This is a genomic window from Mycobacterium sp. E3305 (assembly GCF_001666785.1).
Classification (GTDB): domain Bacteria; phylum Actinomycetota; class Actinomycetes; order Mycobacteriales; family Mycobacteriaceae; genus Mycobacterium.
In genome coordinates this window covers 105,845-124,364 of the sequence record NZ_LZJA01000154.1, presented here as the reverse complement: position 1 = coordinate 124,364, position 18,520 = coordinate 105,845, and the positions used below count along the sequence as shown (strand labels likewise).

At 69.5% G+C, this 18,520-nt stretch carries 18 protein-coding genes; 9 read left to right on the top strand and 9 right to left on the bottom strand.

What is annotated here, in order from left to right:
* Positions 1 to 11 precede the first annotated feature (11 nt).
* Positions 12 to 1,208: an acyl-CoA dehydrogenase family protein gene (locus tag A5701_RS14620; RefSeq protein WP_067754560.1), complete on the bottom strand. Its 1,197-nt coding sequence runs from the start codon at positions 1,206 to 1,208 to the stop codon at positions 12 to 14.
* A 60-nt stretch (positions 1,209 to 1,268) separates the two neighbouring features.
* Here A5701_RS14620 and A5701_RS14615 point away from each other — a divergent pair, with 60 nt between their 5' ends.
* Positions 1,269 to 1,916, top strand: a complete 648-nt coding sequence (locus tag A5701_RS14615) for a TetR/AcrR family transcriptional regulator (protein WP_156670092.1) — start codon at positions 1,269 to 1,271, stop codon at positions 1,914 to 1,916.
* Positions 1,917 to 1,919: 3 nt separating this feature from the next.
* Here the strand turns inward: A5701_RS14615 and A5701_RS14610 are convergent, their stop codons facing one another.
* Positions 1,920 to 2,561 carry a helix-turn-helix domain-containing protein gene (locus A5701_RS14610; RefSeq protein ID WP_067754634.1) on the bottom strand — a complete coding sequence of 214 codons (642 nt, stop codon included), beginning with the start codon at positions 2,559 to 2,561 and terminating at the stop codon, positions 1,920 to 1,922.
* Between the two features lie 80 nt (positions 2,562 to 2,641).
* Here A5701_RS14610 and A5701_RS14605 point away from each other — a divergent pair, with 80 nt between their 5' ends.
* From A5701_RS14605 to A5701_RS14585, 5 genes are all read left to right on the top strand, one after another.
* Positions 2,642 to 4,159 (top strand): MFS transporter, encoded by a 1,518-nt coding sequence (locus A5701_RS14605; RefSeq protein WP_067754557.1) that lies wholly within the window; start codon positions 2,642 to 2,644, stop codon positions 4,157 to 4,159.
* The gene (locus A5701_RS14600) at positions 4,156 to 4,968 is read left to right on the top strand and encodes a class I SAM-dependent methyltransferase (protein ID WP_067754554.1); all 813 of its coding nucleotides are present in this window, start codon (positions 4,156 to 4,158) and stop codon (positions 4,966 to 4,968) included. The genes A5701_RS14605 and A5701_RS14600 overlap by 4 nt, the downstream gene beginning before the upstream one ends.
* Positions 4,965 to 5,768: a class I SAM-dependent methyltransferase gene (locus tag A5701_RS14595; protein WP_067754551.1), complete on the top strand. Its 804-nt coding sequence runs from the start codon at positions 4,965 to 4,967 to the stop codon at positions 5,766 to 5,768. Before A5701_RS14600 ends, A5701_RS14595 begins: the two co-directional genes overlap by 4 nt.
* Positions 5,769 to 5,861: 93 nt before the next feature.
* Positions 5,862 to 6,602, top strand: coding sequence for a beta-phosphoglucomutase family hydrolase (locus tag A5701_RS14590; protein WP_067754548.1), 741 nt, complete (start codon positions 5,862 to 5,864; stop codon positions 6,600 to 6,602).
* Positions 6,599 to 8,965, top strand: coding sequence for a glycoside hydrolase family 65 protein (locus tag A5701_RS14585; RefSeq protein ID WP_067754545.1), 2,367 nt, complete (start codon positions 6,599 to 6,601; stop codon positions 8,963 to 8,965). The genes A5701_RS14590 and A5701_RS14585 overlap by 4 nt, the downstream gene beginning before the upstream one ends.
* 3 nt (positions 8,966 to 8,968) lie before the next feature.
* Here the strand turns inward: A5701_RS14585 and A5701_RS14580 are convergent, their stop codons facing one another.
* A complete protein-coding gene (locus tag A5701_RS14580; RefSeq protein ID WP_067754542.1) occupies positions 8,969 to 9,535 on the bottom strand; it encodes a TetR/AcrR family transcriptional regulator in 567 nt (188 codons plus the stop codon).
* Positions 9,536 to 9,596: 61 nt separating this feature from the next.
* Here A5701_RS14580 and A5701_RS14575 point away from each other — a divergent pair, with 61 nt between their 5' ends.
* Entirely contained in the window at positions 9,597 to 10,490 is an 894-nt protein-coding gene (locus tag A5701_RS14575) for a TauD/TfdA family dioxygenase (protein ID WP_067754628.1), read from the top strand.
* Here the strand turns inward: A5701_RS14575 and A5701_RS14570 are convergent.
* From A5701_RS14570 to guaB, 3 genes are all read right to left on the bottom strand, one after another.
* Complete coding sequence (locus A5701_RS14570) at positions 10,487 to 12,223, bottom strand: GMC oxidoreductase (protein WP_067754540.1); 1,737 nt, start codon at positions 12,221 to 12,223, stop codon at positions 10,487 to 10,489. The genes A5701_RS14575 and A5701_RS14570 overlap by 4 nt on opposite strands.
* 100 nt (positions 12,224 to 12,323) lie before the next feature.
* On the bottom strand, positions 12,324 to 13,451 hold the full coding sequence (locus A5701_RS14565; protein ID WP_067754536.1) for a GuaB3 family IMP dehydrogenase-related protein: 1,128 nt from the start codon (positions 13,449 to 13,451) through the stop codon (positions 12,324 to 12,326).
* Between the two features lie 7 nt (positions 13,452 to 13,458).
* On the bottom strand, positions 13,459 to 15,048 hold the full coding sequence (gene guaB, locus A5701_RS14560) for an IMP dehydrogenase (RefSeq protein WP_067754533.1): 1,590 nt from the start codon (positions 15,046 to 15,048) through the stop codon (positions 13,459 to 13,461).
* A gap of 162 nt (positions 15,049 to 15,210) precedes the next feature.
* Between guaB and A5701_RS14555 the strand changes: the two genes are divergently transcribed.
* Positions 15,211 to 15,621 carry a DUF5319 domain-containing protein gene (locus A5701_RS14555; RefSeq protein ID WP_067280469.1) on the top strand — a complete coding sequence of 137 codons (411 nt, stop codon included), beginning with the start codon at positions 15,211 to 15,213 and terminating at the stop codon, positions 15,619 to 15,621.
* Here the strand turns inward: A5701_RS14555 and A5701_RS14550 are convergent.
* The 3 genes from A5701_RS14550 to A5701_RS14540 form a co-directional block, all read right to left on the bottom strand.
* Positions 15,618 to 16,376 carry an anti-sigma-D factor RsdA gene (locus tag A5701_RS14550; RefSeq protein ID WP_197498936.1) on the bottom strand — a complete coding sequence of 253 codons (759 nt, stop codon included), beginning with the start codon at positions 16,374 to 16,376 and terminating at the stop codon, positions 15,618 to 15,620. The genes A5701_RS14555 and A5701_RS14550 overlap by 4 nt on opposite strands.
* Positions 16,363 to 16,938 (bottom strand): sigma-70 family RNA polymerase sigma factor, encoded by a 576-nt coding sequence (locus A5701_RS14545; protein WP_066945594.1) that lies wholly within the window; start codon positions 16,936 to 16,938, stop codon positions 16,363 to 16,365. Before A5701_RS14545 ends, A5701_RS14550 begins: the two co-directional genes overlap by 14 nt.
* Before the next feature lie 90 nt (positions 16,939 to 17,028).
* Positions 17,029 to 17,850, bottom strand: coding sequence for a hypothetical protein (locus A5701_RS14540; protein WP_067754526.1), 822 nt, complete (start codon positions 17,848 to 17,850; stop codon positions 17,029 to 17,031).
* Between the two features lie 354 nt (positions 17,851 to 18,204).
* Between A5701_RS14540 and A5701_RS14535 the strand changes: the two genes are divergently transcribed.
* A complete protein-coding gene (locus tag A5701_RS14535) occupies positions 18,205 to 18,513 on the top strand; it encodes a WhiB family transcriptional regulator (protein ID WP_046184677.1) in 309 nt (102 codons plus the stop codon).
* The last annotated feature ends 7 nt before the right edge of the window (positions 18,514 to 18,520 follow it).

Below are 18,520 nucleotides of genomic sequence, written 5' to 3'. Positions count from 1 at the left end.
CCACGCCCGCCTCACATCAGGTGCGTGGGCTGCGCAATGCCGAATCGGGTGCCGGCGTAGCGCTTCAGCGCCGCCGGGCTGAAGTACACGTGCTGGCCGGCGGTGTGCAGGTCGCGGAAGCATCGTTGCAGGGGGTGCCCTGCGTGCACCGCGCCCGCCCCGGCCAAGCCGAACGCCGTGTCGACCGCGTGGCGCGCCGCTCGCATCGCCTGCTGGGCGGCGAGCTGGAAGCCGGCGCGCTGCTGAAGCGGCGGCGGATCGCCGGCCCGGGCGGTTTCCCACATGGCGCCCGCCTCGTCGAGGACGAAGGCGCGGGCGGATTTCAAACCGGCGTCGGCCCGGGCGAACTCGACTTGGGCGGCGGGGTCGGCGGCGAGCGGCTCGAACGTGCCGGCGCGCGCCTTCGTCGGTGCGAGGTCGGCGAATTCGTCGAGTGCGCGCCGCGCGATCCCGAGCGGGACGCCGACCAGGCCCACTCCCACCAGGGTGAAGAACGGCAGCCGCCACAACGGGCCGTCCCGGCGGGCCGGTTCGAAGAACGGGCTGATGGTGTGTTCCTCGGCGACGTGCACGCCGCGCGCAACCACGTCGTTGCTGCCGGTGGCGCGCAACCCCAGGACGTCCCAGTTGTCGACGATCTCGACGTCCGCGCGCGGGAAGAACGCCAGGCGCCAGTCGGGGCCGCGCCCGGGCAGCATCCGCGGCGCGTCACCGTCGAAGACGAACATCCCGCCCAGCATCCATTCGGCGTGGCGGCAACCGCTGGCGAACGGCCACCGGCCGTCGACCGCGAACCGGCCGCGGCCGTCCGGGACGGCGCGCCCGGTGGGGGCGAACACCGTGGCCGCCAGGAAGTCGGCGTCCGGACCGAACAGTGCTGCTGCGGCGGCGGGTTCGAGCCAGGCGGTGAACGCGGGCGCGCCCGCCCCGATCGCCGCGACCCAGCCCACCGAACCGTCGGCGCGCGCAAGTTCCTCGATCATCTCGATGAACTCGACTGGGGCCACTTCGAATCCGCCGAGCGAGCGCGGTTGAACGGCACGGAAAATGCCCGCGCCGCGCATCCGCTCGACCAGATCGATCGGCAAGGTGCCCAGCGCCTCGGCCTCGGCGGCGCGCCGCGTGATTTCGGGGGCCAGGGCACGCGCCACGTCGGCGGGATTGGCGCCGTCCGAAAGGCCGGCGGCGTGGCGGGTTGCGGTTGTCATCTCAAGCTCCCCAATTCTGATACAGTGAACTGTAATAGATACAGGAGCATGTACTCAATTATGGGATCTGTCAAGCGCGAGCCGCCCCGCCGGTACGACTCGACCCGTCGCAGGCAGCAGGCGCAGCACAACCGGCACGCGGTGCTCGCGGCCGCCCGGCGGCGCTTCCTGGCCCAGGGGTACGCGGCGACGACGATCGCCGAGATCGCCCGCGACGCCGCCGTGTCGGTCGAAACGGTGTACAAGACGTTCGCGACCAAGGCCGGCGTGTTGAAAGCGCTGTTCGATGTGTCGGTCGCCGGCGATGACGAGCCGATCCCGATGGTCGAGCGCGACGTCATCCAGGAGGTGGCCGACGCCACCGAGGCCGTCGACAAGCTGGAGCTCTACGCCAAGCACCTGGTCGCCAGCATGCCGCGCAGCGCACCGGTCCAGCTGCTCGCCCGCGACGGCGCCGCGGTGTCGCCGGACGCCGCCGCCGTCTGGAAGCAGATCAGGGACGAGACCCTGACCGGCATGACGATGTTCGCCTCCGACCTCGCCCGCACCGGGCAGCTGCGGGTCAACGCCAGACAGGCGCGAGACATCCTGTGGACCTATCACGCACCCGAGCTCTACGAGCTGCTCGTGCTCGAACGCGGCTGGTCGATCAGCCGCTATGGCAAGTTCATCGCGCAGGCGTGGATCGACGCCCTGCTCGTCCGGTGAGTCCTACAGCCCGAACGCCTGCCGCACCGCGCCGACGGTTTGTGGATCGCCTTCGAAGTTGACGCGCCGCAGCGCCGCCCGTCGCTTCGCGTCGCTCACGCCCAGGCGCGCGCCGACCAGATCCGCGGCGCTGGCGGTGATCGTCACCGAAGGCTCGCCACGAGCGCCGGCGAGCCGCCCCTGAGTCACCGCGAATTCGAAACGGCGGCCGTCGATGTCGATGCGGATCGTCGCCTCCAGGCCGGCCGCCCCGGCCGAATCGAAGCCGAGCAGGAATCCGGCCAGGAAACCGTTCAAGGGCGTTCCCGGCCCGTCCCCGATCGGGTCCATCCGGTCCAGCCCGAACAACGCGACGCTCCGCAGCACGGGCAGCACCCGCTGCCAGCCCAGGTCGCTGAGCGTGTAGACGGTGCGCCCGATCGGGGCGGGCAGGTCGGTCCGGTCGACGATCCCCGCCTCCTGCAATTCCTTCAGCCGCTCGGCCAGCAGATTGGTCGCAATGCCCGGCAGCGCGTCGCGCAGGTCACCGTAGCGGCGGGCGCCGCCGACCAGCTCGCGCAGGATCAGCAGCGTCCACCGCTCGCCGAGGACGTCGAGGCCACGCGCGATCGGGCAATTCTGGTTGTAGTTCCTGCGGGACGCCACCACGCCAGTCTACCTACCGGCAGACGTCTTTTTCAACTCACTACTTGATTTATTTGTCTATTAGCTTTACCGTCTTGTCCATGCCTATCGACCCGCTATTCCGGAACCGGCCGATCGCCGCGCTGGCCGTCATCTGCCTCGGTGTCTTCGTCATCAGCGTCGACGCCACCATCGTCAACGTCGCGCTGCCGACGCTGTCGCGCGAACTCGGGGCCGACACCGCCCAGCTGCAGTGGATCGTCGACGCCTACACCCTGGTGATGTCCGGCCTGCTGCTCTCGGCGGGCAGCCTGTCCGACCGGTACGGCCGGCGGGGGTGGCTCAACTCCGGGCTCGCACTCTTCGCCGCCACGTCCGCCCTTGCGGCACAGGCGAATTCGGCCGACCAGCTGATCGCCGCACGCGCCGCCATGGGCGTGGGCGCGGCGGTGATCTTTCCGACCACGCTCGGACTGATCACCAACATCTTCACCGACGCGGGCGCGCGCGCCAAGGCGATCGGGCTGTGGGCGGCGATGGTGGGCGTCGGGGTGGCCGTCGGACCGATCAGCGGTGGCTGGCTGCTCGAACACTTCTGGTGGGGCTCGATCTTCATGGTCAACATCCCCGTGGCCGCCGTGGCCATCATCGGCGGCTTCCTCTTCGTTCCGACCTCGCGCGACCCGGCCGCCCCGCGCGTCGACGTCCCCGGGCTGATCCTGTCCGCCGCCGGGATCACCGCCCTCGTCTACACGGTCATCCAGGCGCCCACCTGGGGATGGACCAACGGCCGGACCGCGGCCGGATTCGCCCTTGCGGCAACGGTCCTCGCCGTGTTCGCCTTGTGGGAGCGGCGCACCACGCATCCGATGCTTGACGTCTCGGTGTTCGTCAACCGCCGGTTCTCCGGCGGCAGCCTTGCGGTGACCGCCGGCTTCCTGACCTTGTTCGGGTTCATCTTCGTCATCACCCAGTACTTCCAATTCATCAAGGACTACACCGCGTTTCAGAGCGGCGTGCGGCTGCTTCCGGTCGCCGCCTCCATCGCGCTTGCCAGCATCCTGGGGCCCCGGCTGGTGGAACGAATCGGCACCACGGCCGTCGTCGCCGCCGGCCTCACCGTGTTCGCCGCCGGCCTGGCGTGGGCGTCCACGGCGAACGCCGCCACACCCTACGACCAGATCGCCATGCAGATGCTGCTGCTCGGTGGCGGCCTCGGCCTGACCGTTTCCCCGGCGACCGAGGCGATCATGGGGTCGCTCTCGGTGGACAAGGCCGGCGTCGGTTCGGCCGTCAACGACACCACGCGCGAACTCGGCGGCACGCTCGGGGTGGCCATCGCCGGCAGCATCTTCGCGTCGGTGTATTCCGGGCATCTCGGGGCGGATGCCTTGACCGGGCTGCCCGCCGAGCCGATGCGGCACTCGATGGCGCTGGCGCACAGGGTGATTCAGCAACTGCCCCCGCCACAAGCCGGCTATGTCCGCGGCGTCGTCGATCACGCGTTCCTCGACGGTCTGCGGGTGAGCTCGCTGGTATGCGCCGGCATCGCACTGGGCGCCGCAATCGTCGTCGGCTGGTTGTTGCCGGCGCGTCAAACCGAAAGGGAAGTGTCATGAACGGCAGCACGTATGTTCTCGGCCACGCCGACGCGGAGGTGCGGCGGCTGCTCCTGCAGGGCAGGCTCTACAACGACTACACCGAGCACGCGCTGCGCCTCGCCGGCCTGCGCCCGGGGATGCGGGTGCTCGACATCGGCAGCGGGCCCGGCGACGTCTCGTTCATCGCGGCCCGGCTGGTCGGCCCGACCGGGAGCGTCCTGGGGGTGGACGCCGCACCCGAGATGGTCGAGCTGGCCCGCGCCCGTGCGGCCGAACAGGGCCTGGGCACAGTACGTTTCATCCACTCCGCAATTGACGCGATCGAGCTGCACGAGCCCGTCGACGCGATCGTCGGCCGGTTGATCCTCATGCACCTGCCCGATCCGGCGACCGCCCTCGGCCGGCTCAGCTCGTTCGTGCGCCCCGGCGGCGTGATCGCGTTCTCCGAGAACGACATTGCCGCTGCGCGCAGCGTCCCGGAGATACCGCTATTCGGTCAGGTGATATCGGGGATCGTGCGGGCCTTCGAGGCCATGGGCCTGTCCGCGCGGTTCGGCACCACGCTGCACACGATCTTCGCCGACGCCGGCCTGGGCTCGCCGAGGCTCACCATCGGCGCGCCGATCGGGACGGCCGCCGACGCCGACATCCTGGCGTACGGCGCGGAAGTCTGGCGGCTGGTCTCCCCCATCGCACAACAGGGCGGCTTCGCCATCGACGAGGTCGCCGACATCGGCAACTTCGTGCCGCTCTTCCGCGAGCAGGCGATCGCGGCCGACGCCCTCATCATGATGCCGCCCATCATCACGGCCTGGGCGCAGAAGTGAACGACACGATTGCGAGCCAGTACTCGACCGGCCTGTCGCGCGGCCAGATCGAGCGGGCGCTGATCTCGGCCGGTAAGGACCTGGACCGGCTGGCCCCGGCTGACCTGGGCCTGCTGGAGGACTTCCACACGATGGGCCGCGTGGCGACCGGACAGCTGGTGGACCTGGTGGGGATCACCGGTGACAGCGAGGTGCTCGATGCCGGCAGCGGCGTCGGCGGCACCGCCCGCTACGTCGCCGACCGCTACGGCTGCCACGTCACCGCCGTGGATCTCACCGCCGAATATTGCGAAACGCACCGCTGGCTCAATCGGCTCGTCGGGCTCGACGGCCGGATCTCCGTTCACCAATCTGACGTCACCGAACTCCCGTTCGCCGACGGCACTTTCGACGTCGTCATCAGCCAGCACGTCCAGATGAACGTGGCCGACAAGGCGCGCCTCTATTCCGAGGCGCACCGAGTGCTCGAGGACGGCGGACGGCTTGGCTTGTGGGACATCACAACCGCCGGAGCGGGTGCGCTCGACTTTCCCCTGCCGTGGGCCGACGCGCCCGCGCGCAGCCATCTGGTGACGCCCGGCGCGCTCCGCGCCGCCGTGCAGTCGGCGGGGTTCGTCGTCGAGCAGTGGAACGATCTCACCGACCAGGCCAGCGCGTTGATGCAGGCGATCCTCGCCCAGCCGTTTAGCCCGCTGGGGCTGCACGCCTTCGTCACCGACTTCGACCGCAAGGCCGGCAACCTCACCCGGGCGCTGGCCGACGGACGGCTTCGCGCCATCCAGGCGGTGTGTGTGAGGTGAAACCGGCGGGCCAGGTGGCGCGCTGATTGCTCGGCGTGGTGGAGTGGGTATCGCTTAACTAGTCGTCTTCAGACCAGGAAGCGAGGTCCGCCCGTGCTGGGTCTGCCCGAGAAGGTGCACGCCTGTCTGTTCGACCTCGACGGGGTGCTCACCGACACCGCGAGCGTGCACACCAAGGCCTGGAAGGCCATGTTCGACGACTACCTGGCGGAGCGGGCCAAGCGCACCGGCGACGAATTCGTCCCCTTCGACGCGGCCGCCGACTACCGCCAATACGTGGACGGCAAGAAGCGCGAGGACGGCGTCCGGTCGTTCCTGCAGAGCCGCGGGATCGAGCTACCCGACGGCAGTCCCGACGACCCGGCGGACGACGAGACGGTGTACGGCCTGGGCAACCGCAAGAACGACATGTTCCAGAAGGTATTGCGCGAGGACGGCGTCGAGGTGTTCGAAGGCTCACGCCGATACCTGGAGGCGGTCTCGGCCGCGGGCCTGGGAATCGCCGTGGTGTCCTCGAGCGCCAACACCCGCGACGTGCTGGAGATCACCGGCCTGGACCGGTTCATCCAGCAGCGGGTCGACGGCGTCACGCTGCGCGACGAGAACATCGCCGGCAAGCCGGCGCCGGACTCCTACCTGCGGGGGGCCGAGCTGCTCGGCGTCGACGCCGACGCGGCGGCGGTGTTCGAGGACGCCATCTCGGGCGTGCAGGCCGGCCACGCCGGCAACTTCGGCTACGTGGTCGGCGTCGACCGGGTGGGCCAGGCCGACGATCTGCGCCGCAACGGCGCCGACGTGGTGGTCACCGACCTCGCCGAGCTGCTGCCCTCATGATCACCGACGAATCGTTTCCCGTTGATCCATGGCACGTCAGCGAAACCCAGCTCGACCTGAACATCCTGGCCCAGTCGGAGTCGTTGTTCACCTTGTCCAACGGCCACATCGGGCTGCGCGGCAACCTCGACGAGGGTGAGCCCTACGGCCTGCCCGGCACCTACCTGAACTCCTTCTACGAGATCCGGCCGCTGCCCTACGCCGAGGCCGGCTACGGCTACCCGGAGGCCGGCCAGACGATCGTCGACGTCACCAACGGCAAGATCATCCGCCTGCTGGTCGAGGACGAGCCCTTCGACGTCCGCTACGGCGAATTGCTCTCCCACGAAAGGGATCTCGACATGCGCGCCGGGACGATGACCCGCCGCACGCACTGGCGCTCCCCCGCGGGCAAGGAGATCCGGCTGGTGTCCACCCGGCTGGTGTCGCTGGTGCAGCGCGGTGTAGCCGCCATCGAATACGTCGTGGAAGCGGTCGGCGACTTCGTCCGCGTGACGGTGCAATCCGAACTGGTCACCAACGAGGACCAACCGCAGACCTCGGGCGACCCGCGGGTGTCGGCCATCCTGGAGAACCCACTGGTGGCCGTCGACCACGAAAACACCGACACCGGGGCGCTTCTCATGCACCGCACCCGCAGCAGCGCGCTGATGATGGCGGCCGCGATGGACCACGAGATCGACGTTCCCGGGCGCGTCGAGTTCAGCACCGACGCCCGCGAAGATCTGGCGCGGACCACCGTGATCTGCGGGCTGCGGGCCGGGCAGAAGCTGCGCATCGTCAAGTATCTGGCGTACGGCTGGTCGAGCATGCGCTCCCGCCCGGCGCTGCGCGACCAGGCCGCCGCCGCCATCCACAGCGCCCGCTACAGCGGGTGGCAGGGACTGCTGGAAGCGCAGCGCGCCTACCTGGACGACTTCTGGGACTGCGCCGACGTCGAGGTCGAGGGCGACCCCGAATCCCAGCAGGCGGTGCGGTTCGGGCTGTTTCACCTGTTGCAGGCCAGCGCGCGCGCCGAGCGCCGTGCGATCGCGGCCAAGGGGCTCACCGGAACCGGTTACGACGGCCACGCCTTCTGGGACACCGAGGGTTACGTGCTGCCGGTGCTCACCTACACCGCCCCGCATGCGGTCGCCGACGCGCTGCGGTGGCGGGCGTCGACGCTGGATCTCGCCAAGGAGCGGGCGGCCGAACTCGGCCTCGAGGGCGCCAGCTTCCCCTGGCGCACCATCCGCGGGCAGGAATGCTCGGCGTACTGGCCGGCCGGCACCGCGGCCTGGCACATCAACGCCGACATCGCCATGGCCTTCGAGCGCTACCGCATCGTCACCGGCGACGATGAGCTCGAAAAGCATTGCGGTCTCAAGGTTCTCGTCGAAACGGCGCGGCTGTGGGTGTCGCTCGGTCACCACGATCGGCACGGCGTCTGGCACCTCGACGGCGTCACCGGCCCCGACGAGTACACCGCGATCGTGCGGGACAACGTCTTCACCAACCTGATGGCCGCGCACAATCTGCGCACCGCGGCCGAGGCCTGCAACCGCCATCCCGAGGCGGCGGAGGACCTGGGGGTCACCACCGAGGAGACGGCGTCCTGGCGCGACGCGGCCGACGCCGCCAACATCCCCTACGACGCCGGCCTGGGGGTGCATCAGCAGTGCGAGGGGTTCACCACCCTGGCGGAGTGGGATTTCCAGGAGAACCACTCCTATCCGTTGCTGCTGCATGACCCGTACGTGCGGCTCTACCCCGCGCAGGTGATCAAGCAGGCCGACCTGGTGCTCGCGATGCAGTGGCACAGCCACGCGTTCACCCCCGAACAGAAGGCCCGCAACGTCGACTACTACGAGCGGCGCATGGTGCGCGACTCGTCGCTGTCGGCCTGCACCCAGGCGGTGATGTGCGCCGAGGTCGGCCACCTGGAATTGGCGCACGATTACGCCTACGAGGCCGGGCTGATCGACCTGCGCGATCTGCACCACAACACCCGCGACGGCCTGCACATGGCCTCGCTGGCCGGCGCCTGGACGGCGCTGGTCGGCGGCTTCGGCGGGCTGCGCGACGACGAGGGCATCCTGTCGCTGGATCCCGCACTGCCCGATGGCATTTCGCGATTGCGGTTCCGGCTGCGGTGGCGCGATTTCCGCGTCACGGTCGACGTCAACCATTCCGACGTCACCTACACGGTGCGCGACGGGCCGGGCGGCCAGCTCACCATCCGGCATGCGGGTGAAGAGGTCACCCTGAGCACCGATACGCCCAAAACCATCGCGGTGCGGCCGCGCAAGCCTCTGCTGGCGCCCCCGCAGCAGCCCCCGGGCCGCGAGCCGCTGCACCGCCGGGCGCTGACCCGCAACAAGTAAGGGTTAGCCCGGGTTGAGGATCCGGGCCACCTCGGCCCGCACGGCCTTGCGTATTTCGTCGTCCGTCAGCTCGTCGAGCCCGGTGGCCGAGCGCAGGATCGGCGCGAACAGCCGCCACCCGAACTGCAGCGCCAGCGCGTTCGCCACGGCGAGCCGCGCCTCGGTCTCGTTGTCGTGCAGCGGCAGCACCCAGTCGAGGAACGTCGCGACGGTGGGAAAACGCGTCTGCAGCTGTCCCGCCGGATATCCGTCGAGCACGGTCCGGGCCATCACGCGCATCTGCCTGTCCAGGGCCCGGTCCAGCACGTCGGCGGGCGGCTCGGCGCTCAGCAGGGCACTCAGGTCGGCACCCAGGTGATCGAGCACGGCGCCCACGAGCTTGTCCTTGGTACCGAAATGACGGAACACCAGCCCGTGGTTGACGTTGGATCGCGCGGCGATGTCGCGGATCGACGTCGCCGCCGGGCCCCGCTCGGCGAACAGGTCGGTGGCGGCCTCCAGGATCGCCGCCGCGACCTCCTCGCGCCCGGTGGGCACTTTTCCGCGGCCCCTTGCGGGCACTGTAGTCATGTGTCTACACTACCGGATGTAGTCAGTTGACTACACACCTTTCACGCGAGGACTGATGAAAATGATTGGCCAGATAACCGTCACCAAGCTGGGAAGCCGCATCGGCGCGCGGGTCGACGGGGTGCGCCTCGGGGGCGGCCTCGACCCGGCCGCGGTCGACAAGATCCACCAGGCGCTGTTGACCCACAAGGTGATCTTCTTCCGCCACCAGCACCACCTCGATGACGCGCAGCAACTGGCGTTCGCCGACCTGCTGGGCACGCCCGTCGGCCACCCGGCCGCCGAGCTGCTCGCGGCCAAGAACGCGCCGGTCATCACCCCGATCAACTCCGAGTACGGCAAGGCGAACCGCTGGCACACCGACGTCACGTTCGTCGCGAACTACCCCGCGGCCTCGATCCTGCGCGCCGTCACCCTGCCCCGGTACGGCGGATCGACGCTGTGGACCAACACCGCGGCCGCGTATGACGACCTGCCCGAGCCGCTCACGTGGCTCGTCGACGACCTGTGGGCGCTGCACACCAACCGCTACGACTACATCGCCCCCGAGGCGTTGACCGACGCGCAGCGCGCGTTCCGGCAGGCCTTCGAAAAGCCGGACTTCCGGACCGAGCACCCGGTGGTGCGGGTGCACCCGGAGACCGGCGAGCGCACGCTGCTGCTGGGAGACTTCGTGCGCGGGTTCGTTGGCCTGGACAGCTACGAATCAAGCGTGCTCTTCGAAATGCTGCAACGACGAATCACCAAGCCGGAGAACACCATTCGCTGGAACTGGGCGCCGGGCGACGTTGCCATCTGGGACAACCGGGCCACCCAGCACCGGGCGGTCGACGACTACGACGACCAGCCGCGGCTGATGCACCGGGTCACGCTGATGGGCGACGTGCCCTTCAACATCCACCGGGAACGCAGCCGGGTGGTCAGTGGCGCCCCGCTCGAGGCGATCGCCAGCTAGCCGGCCGAGGTCACCGGGGTGATCGGCAACCAGCGCAGCGCGCCCGGCGCGGTGGCCGGCACCACCGGGTGCTCCGGGGCGATCGGGTCCAGCCGGCGGTAGTCGTCACCCTGCGGCGGGCGCTGATCGCTCTCGCCCTTGTTCGGCCACAAGGAGGCGGCCCGCTCGGCCTGCGCGGTGATGGACAGCGACGGGTTGACACCCAGGTTCGCCGAGATCGCGGCGCCGTCGACCACGAACAACGTCGGGTAGCCGTAAACCCGGTGGTAGGGGTCGATGACCCCGTGTTCGGGGCTGTCGCCGATCGCCGCGCCCCCGAGGAAGTGCGCGGTCAGCGGGATGTTGAACAGCTCGCCCCAGGTGCCGCCGGCCACGCCGTCGACCTTTTCGGCGATGCGCCGGGTGACCCTGTTGCCGACGGGGTTCCAGGCCGGGTTCGGGTCCCCGTGCCCCTGCTTGCTGGTGTACCAGCGGATGCCCAGCTTGCCGCGCTTGGTGTAGGTGGTGATCGAGTTGTCCAGGTGCTGCATCACCAGGGCGATCAGGGTGCGTTCGCTCCACTGGTGGACGTTGAGCATCCGCATCATGCGGCGCGGATCCTCACGCGCCTGGTCCAGCAGCTGCTTCCAGCGCGGCACGTCGGTGCCCTCCGGGCCGGTGCCGTCGGTCATCAGCGTCTGCAGCAGGCCCATCGCGTTGGATCCCTTGCCGTAACGGCACGGTTCGACGTGGGTGTCCGACGTCGGGTGGATCGATGACGTGATGGCCACGCCGTGCGTCAGGTCCAGGTTCGGGTCGACCTCGAGCTTGCCGGCGCCGACGATCGACTCGGAGTTGGTGCGGGTCAGCACGCCAAGGCGCTCGGACAGCCGCGGCAACTTGCCCCGGTCGCGCATCTTGAACAGCAGATGCTGGGTTCCCCAGGTACCCGCGGCCAGGATCAGGTGCGTCGCGGTGAAGGTGCGCCGGTCCCGGCGCAGCCAGCTTCCGGTGCGCACGGTGCGGACCTCCCACAGCCCGTCGGACCGCTGCTGGAAACCCTTCACGGTTGTCATCGGAATGACCTGCGCCCCAGCCGATTCGGCGAGGCCGAGGTAGTTCTTCAACAGCGTGTTCTTGGCGCCGTAACGACAGCCCGTCATGCAGCACCCGCACTCCAGGCAGCCGGTGCGCTCCGGTCCCGCGCCGCCGAAATACGGGTCCGGCACGGTCTTGCCGGGCGTCTTGGTGCCCTCGGGCCCGAAGAACACGCCCACCGGGGTGGGCACGAAGGTGTCACCGCAGCCCATCTCGTCGGCGACCTCCTTCAGGACGCGGTCGGCGTCGGTGAAGGTCGGGTTCGTCACCACCCCGAGCATCCGCTTGGCCTGCTCGTAGTGCGGCATCAGCTCGTCGCGCCAGTCCGTGATGTGCGACCACTGCCGGTCGGCGAAGAACGGCTCCGGCGGCACGTACAGCGTGTTGGCATAGTTCAGGGAGCCGCCGCCCACCCCGGCGCCGGCCAGGATCAGCACGTTCTTCAGGGGATGGATCCGCTGAATGCCGTAGCAACCCAGCCTGGGGGCCCAGAGGAACTTGCGCAGGTCCCACGACGTCTCGGCGAAATCCTCGTCGGCGAAGCGGCGCCCGGCCTCCAATACGCCTACCCGGTAGCCCTTTTCGGTCAGCCGCAGCGCGCTGACGCTACCCCCGAACCCCGAACCGATGATCAGAACGTCGTAATCCGGCCTCATCGCACCAGTATGGCCTTACCGGCCGGTAATAAACCAGCTGCCCCGAACCCCGTCGCGCCAGTGTGCGGCTAGCTTCACACTCGCGGCGACGCCGCGGCGATCAGCTTCCGGTGGTCAGCCCGACCTTCTGGAACTCCTTGAGGTCGCAGTAGCCGGCCTTGGCCATCGATCGGCGCAGACCACCGACCAGGTTCAGCGAACCGAACGGGTCGTCGGACGGCCCGTTGAGCACCCGTTCCAGCGGCGGCCGCTCGCCCAGGGCGATCTGCAGCAACGCCCCGCGCGGCAACGACGGGTGCGCCGCCGCGGCTGGCCAGAACCAGCCCTCGCCCAGCGCCTCGGCGGCCTCGGCGAGCGGCGTGCCGAGCACCACCGCGTCCGCCCCGCAGGCGATCGCCTTGGCCAGCTCGCCGGAGGTGTGGATATCGCCGTCGGCCAGCACGTGCACGTAGCGGCCGCCGGTCTCGTCGAGGTATTCGCGCCGCGCCGCGGCGGCGTCGGCGATCGCGGTGGCCATCGGCACGCTGATGCCCAACACCTCGTCGCTGGTGGTGACGCCGCGGGTGGAGCCGTAGCCGACGATCACCCCGGCGGCCCCGGTGCGCATCAGGTGCAGCGCGGTGCGGTGGTCGAGCACCCCGCCGGCCACCACCGGGATGTCGAGCTCGGAGATGAAGGTCTTGAGGTTCAGCGGCTCGCCGTCGCTGGCCACTCTTTCCGCGGAGACGATCGTGCCCTGGATGACCAGCAGGTCGATGCCGGCCTGCAGCAGCACCGGGGTCAGCGCCTGGGCGTTCTGCGGGCTGACCCGCACCGCCGTGGTCACCCCGGCCTCCCGGATGCGCGCGACCGCGGCTCCCAGCAGGTCGGGATTCAGCGGCGCGGCGTGCAGTTCCTGCAGCAGCCGGATCGACGCCGACGGTTCGGGTTCCTTGGTGGCGGCCTCGACGAGCTGGGCGATCTTGCCCTGCACGTCGGCGTGCCGGCCGATCAGGCCCTCACCGTTGAGCACGCCCAGCCCGCCGAGGCGGCCGAGCTCGATGGCGAACTCCGGCGACACCAGCGCGTCGGTCGGGTGGGCCACCACCGGGATCTCGAAGCGGTAGGCGTCCAGCTGCCAGGCCGTGGACACGTCCTGGGAGGACCGGGTGCGCCGCGAGGGCACGATGCTGACTTCGCTCAGTTCATAGGTGCGACGGGCGTTGCGGCCCATCCCGATTTCGACCATGCCGGGCTCAGCGCGCGAAGTAGTTGGGCGCTTCGACGGTCATGGCGACGTCGTGCGGATGGCTTTCGCGCAGCCCGGCGGAGGTGATCCGGACGAACTGCGCCTGTTGCAGCGCCTCGATGGTGGGCGAGCCGGTGTAGCCCATCGCGGCGCGCAGGCCGCCGGTGAGCTGGTGGATCACCGAGGACAGCGGTCCGCGGAACGGCACCCGGCCCTCGATTCCCTCAGGCACCAGCTTGTCCTCGCTCAACGCGTCGTCGGCGAAGTAGCGGTCCTTGGAGTACGACTTCCCCCCGCCGCGGCCCTGCATGGCGCCCAGCGACCCCATGCCGCGGTAGCTCTTGAACTGCTTGCCGTTGACGAAGATCAGCTCGCCGGGCGCTTCGGCCGTGCCGGCCAGCAGCGAGCCCAGCATCGCCGTCGAGGCGCCGGCCGCCAGGGCCTTGGCGATGTCGCCGGAGTACTGCAGCCCGCCGTCGGCGATCACCGGCACGCCCGCGGGCCCGCAGGCCGCGACCGCCTCCAGGATCGCCGTGATTTGTGGCGCGCCGACCCCGGCCACCACCCGGGTGGTGCAGATCGAGCCCGGCCCGACGCCGACCTTGACCGCGTCGGCGCCCGCGTCGACCAGCGCCAGGGCCGCGGACCGGGTGGCGACGTTCCCGCCGATCACCTCGACCTTCTCGCCCACCTCCGCCTTGAGCTTGCCGACCATGTCGAGCACCAGCCGGTTGTGCGCGTGGGCGGTGTCCACGATCAGGACGTCGGCCCCGGCGTCGACCAGCATCATCGCGCGGACCCAGGCGTCGCCGCCGACGCCGACGGCGGCGCCGACCAGCAGGCGGCCGTCGCTGTCCTTGGTGGCCAGCGGGTGCTGCTCGGTCTTGACGAAGTCCTTGACGGTGATCAGGCCGGTGAGCCGGCCGTGGCCGTCGACGACGGGCAGCTTCTCGATCTTGTTGCGGCGCAACAGGCCCAGCGCGGCGTCCGCGCTCACCCCCTCCTGGGCGGTGATCAGCGGTGCCTTGGTCATCACCTCGGCGACCTTGCGGGTCTGGTCGACCTCGAACCGCATGTCGCGGTTGGTGATGATGCCGACCAGCGCCCCGGTGTCATCGACCACCGGCAGACCCGAGATCCGGAACCGGGCGCACAGCGCGTCGACCTGCGCCAAGGTGTTGTCCGGGCGGCAGGTGACCGGGTCGGTGACCATGCCGGCCTCCGATCGTTTGACCATCTCGACCTGGCCGGCCTGCTCGGCGACGGGCAGGTTGCGGTGCAGCACGCCCATGCCGCCCGCCCGGGCCATCGCGATGGCCATCCGCGACTCGGTGACCGTGTCCATGGCCGAGCTGACCAGCGGAACCTTGAGCCTGATCTTCTTGGTGAGCTGGCTGGACGTGTCCGCCGTGGCGGGAACCACATCGGATGCGGCCGGCAGCAGCAAGACGTCGTCGAAGGTGAGCCCCAGCATCGCGACCTTGTGCGGGTTGTCACCCCCGGTGGGCACCGCGTCGTCGACCAGCCCGCCAACGCGCACGTAGGGGCTGCCGACGAGGTCGGAGCTGTCTTCCAGGTGGGACATGCCACGGGTCATCGGCGGGGCCCTCCATACGATGCGGCGTGAGAACACCATCCTATCGGCACGCGCGCCCCTCGAGCCGCTGGCCGGGGCGCGCCGCGGGCGGCAAACGGTGCGGAAACGACGGGCGGCTTCCCTGCTGGCGTTATCCCGGCCGGGCTGCGTAGGCTAGTGTGCGTGCGCGATCACCTCCCACCGGGTTTGCCACCCGATCCTTTCGCCGACGACCCCTGCGATCCGTCGGCTGCGCTGGAAGCCGTAGAGCCGGGGCAACCGCTGGACGCCCAAGAGCGGATGGCGGTCGAGGCGGACCTGGCCGACCTGGCGGTTTATGAGGCCCTGTTGGCGCACAAGGGCATTCGCGGGCTGGTGGTGTGCTGCGACGAATGCCAGCAGGATCACTATCACGACTGGGACATGCTGCGGGCGAACCTGTTGCAGCTGCTGATCGACGGCACCGTACGCCCGCACGAGCCGGCCTACGACCCGGAACCGGATGCCTACGTCACGTGGGATTACTGCCGGGGATACGCCGACGCGTCACTGAACGAGGCCACCTCTTCCGACGCCGACGGATACCGCCGCTAGGGATTGTCCGGCGTGACCGCCGACGGCGCGGCCGTCTGGCCGTGATGCCGGTGCTTGCTCCATGACTGACTCGGCGACGGCGTGACCGACGGACCGGGGGAAGCGTCCGAGGGCGCCGGCGCCGCCGTCGGGACCGGGGTGGTCGGGGTCGACCACGCCGACGGGGTGTTCGCCGGCAGCGTCGCATTCGGGTTCCGCGATTGCACCTTGGCGTTCAACAGGTTCAGCTGATTCGTCAGCTCCTGTTTGCTGGCCGGGTCTTCGATCGACTGGACCAAGCTGCTCACCTCGGTCAGCTGATTGCGGGCCTGGTCCCACTCACCCCGGTCGATCGACTCCTGCACCTTGGCCAGATCGGCCCGGGCGGACAGCAAGGCCTGATGCTTCTCGTTGACGCGCGGCTGGTCGAAGAACATCGCGTGCAGCCCGTAGAGCGTCGTGCCGGGGCGGGCCTCGACCACCATGGCGCCGAAGCCGCTCATCACCAACAGCGCCGCGGCGACCGACCCGATCGTCGCGAGGCCCCGACGGCTGCGGCGGCGCTCGGCCAATCCGGCGCGCAGGGCGCCGACGGCCTCCTCGGCCGACACCAGCGCGCTGGCCGGTGGCCAGCGCAGGTTGTCGCGCCAGTCCTCCAGCAGGGTGGCCATCGCGTCGGTGTCGGGATCGCCGACGTGCACCGGCCGCCGCTCGGCGAGCGCGTCGAGAAGCAGATCGGTGCGGGCGAATTCGTCCAGGGATTCAGGCACAGTCACCTGCCGCGATCATCTCGGATTTGAGGCGGGACAGCGCGCGGTGCTGGGCCACCCGGACGGCTCCGGTGGTGCTGCCCACGGCGGACGCGGTCTCCTCGGCGGACAGGCCGACGACGACGCGCAGGATCAGGATCTCGCGCTGCTTGGCGGGCAGGATCTCGAGCAGTTCGCTCATCCGGCTGACCGAATCGGCTTCGATGGCCCGCTGTTCCGGGCCGGCATCCGAAGACCAGCGCTCGGGGATCACTTCGGTGGGGTAGGACAGATCGCGGCCGGCGGCGCGATGGGCGTCGGCGACCTTGTGGGCCGCGATGCCGTAGAGGAAAGCGAGAAAGGGGCGTCCCCGATCCCGGTAACGCGGCAGCGCCGTGATAGTCGCCAAGCACACCTCCTGTGCCACGTCATCCGCTGACAGGCCGCCCCGCTCGACTGTCCCGACCCGCGCGCGGCAATAGCGCACGACAATCGGACGGATGGTCTCCAGCACCTCCCGTAGTGCGTTACTGTCCCCCGCCACGGCCTTGGCAACCACAGCGTCGAGACGATCCCCTTGAATTGTCATCGACGGCGGTATCTCCAACGTTACGAACCGGACACATCGCGGGCTAACCGGGCTAACTAACGAACTGACAATAACGGGCGCAAGGCCATTTCAAGCGGAACGCCACGTCGCACCGGCGCGCCGCACGTGGCCTGCGGAGACATCACGAATTTCCCGCAGCTGTTGTGTCGAAAAGGTGACGCTTCCGAGATCAATCAGCAAGCACGCCAACGCCCACCGCAGCGGGACCAGCCCGAGCGCCCCGGTCGCGTCGAGCGCGCCCTCGGCCACCGCTCGGGCCCGCTCGACGGCCCCGGCGCTGCAGAGGGCGGCCGCCAGCACGACTTGGCTCTTCACCGCGTGCCGCGCGGACGCCACGGCCATGGCGCCGGCCAGGTCCACCGCTTCGTTCGCATGGCGGACGGCCGTTTCGCCGTCGCCCTGAGCCATCGCCAGCTCGGCGCACACCCACCGTCGCCGTATCGGCAGCCGGTCGGGTATCGGTCCGGCGCCGCCCAGCACGGAATCCGCGCGCCGCAACAACGTCGCGGCGGCCGGGAAGCGGCCGACGCCCAGCGCGTCGGCCGCCAATCCGATGAGGGCGTCGCCGCACGCCTCGGGGTCCCCACCCGCCAGCGCCAGGGCGCGACCGTCCCAGCCCCGCGCCAGATCGTGCCAACCGAGTTGGCGCAGAAAGGATCCCTGCGTGCTGTGGGCCAGCGAGACCAGCCGCCCGGCGGGGGCGCTCCGCCGCAGCTCCGCCAGATCGCGGTAGGCGTTGCCGTAGCGGCCCTGTCCGCCGGCGGCGACGGCGCGCAGCCACAGATCGTCGGGGGTGACCGCCGTCGGCAGCGGCCACGTGCCGGGCCGGTCGCCGAAGGCGGCGGCCGCCAACGCCCGGCCAATCACGAAAGTGTGACGAGTTTCAATCACGGCGATGGTAGTAAACAGTTTGTGCTGTTCGCGTTACCGAACTGTTAATCACAACGGGCCCTGTACTAATCGCGGCCGACCCTCCCCTGCCCCGTGAACTGGGAAATCTCGATTCGGTCAAGTGCCTGGTAGCACGGAGCGTGTTTCGCCAATGGTTGACGTATGAACGCGACGTTAATTCTTTTATAACCATTACATACTTTGCCGGGCTAAGTGGCTATTGACGCAAATTCGCCGTCACCCCTAACGTCTACGCATGACGGGTAGTCATCGGTGACGCCGCTTCATTTCAGTTGCACAATCGCTTCGCGAACCTGACCTTACTGGGCGTGCCGTGCAGAGAGGGAGACACCAATGCCACAGCCGGAGCAGCTACCTGGACCCAACGCCGACATCTGGAACTGGCAACTGCAGGGCTTGTGCCGCGGCGTTGACTCGTCGATGTTCTTCCATCCCGACGGTGAGCGCGGCCGCGCCCGCATGCAGCGCGAGCAGCGCGCGAAAGAGATGTGCCGCCAGTGCCCGGTCATCCAGGAGTGCCGTTCGCACGCCCTGGAAGTTGGTGAGCCGTACGGGGTTTGGGGTGGCCTCTCGGAATCCGAGCGCGACCTGCTGCTGAAGGGCGACATCGGCCGCACGCGCGGCATTCGCCGCTCGGCCTAGGCGCGCA

What these genes read in the sequence shown, in the direction of transcription:
- A5701_RS14535 (WP_046184677.1), top strand. Translation starts at nt 18,205, where the DNA reads ATGCCACAGCCGGAGCAGCTACCTGGACCCAACGCCGACATCTGGAAC.
- A5701_RS14600 (WP_067754554.1), top strand. Translation starts at nt 4,156, where the DNA reads ATGAACGGCAGCACGTATGTTCTCGGCCACGCCGACGCGGAGGTGCGG.
- A5701_RS14580 (WP_067754542.1), bottom strand. Translation starts at nt 9,535, where the DNA reads ATGACTACAGTGCCCGCAAGGGGCCGCGGAAAAGTGCCCACCGGGCGC.
- A5701_RS14575 (WP_067754628.1), top strand. Translation starts at nt 9,597, where the DNA reads ATGATTGGCCAGATAACCGTCACCAAGCTGGGAAGCCGCATCGGCGCG.
- A5701_RS14620 (WP_067754560.1), bottom strand. Translation starts at nt 1,208, where the DNA reads ATGACAACCGCAACCCGCCACGCCGCCGGCCTTTCGGACGGCGCCAAT.
- A5701_RS14605 (WP_067754557.1), top strand. Translation starts at nt 2,642, where the DNA reads ATGCCTATCGACCCGCTATTCCGGAACCGGCCGATCGCCGCGCTGGCC.
- A5701_RS14615 (WP_156670092.1), top strand. Translation starts at nt 1,269, where the DNA reads ATGGGATCTGTCAAGCGCGAGCCGCCCCGCCGGTACGACTCGACCCGT.
- guaB (WP_067754533.1), bottom strand. Translation starts at nt 15,048, where the DNA reads ATGACCCGTGGCATGTCCCACCTGGAAGACAGCTCCGACCTCGTCGGC.
- A5701_RS14585 (WP_067754545.1), top strand. Translation starts at nt 6,599, where the DNA reads ATGATCACCGACGAATCGTTTCCCGTTGATCCATGGCACGTCAGCGAA.
- A5701_RS14545 (WP_066945594.1), bottom strand. Translation starts at nt 16,938, where the DNA reads ATGACAATTCAAGGGGATCGTCTCGACGCTGTGGTTGCCAAGGCCGTG.
- A5701_RS14565 (WP_067754536.1), bottom strand. Translation starts at nt 13,451, where the DNA reads ATGGTCGAAATCGGGATGGGCCGCAACGCCCGTCGCACCTATGAACTG.
- A5701_RS14570 (WP_067754540.1), bottom strand. Translation starts at nt 12,223, where the DNA reads ATGAGGCCGGATTACGACGTTCTGATCATCGGTTCGGGGTTCGGGGGT.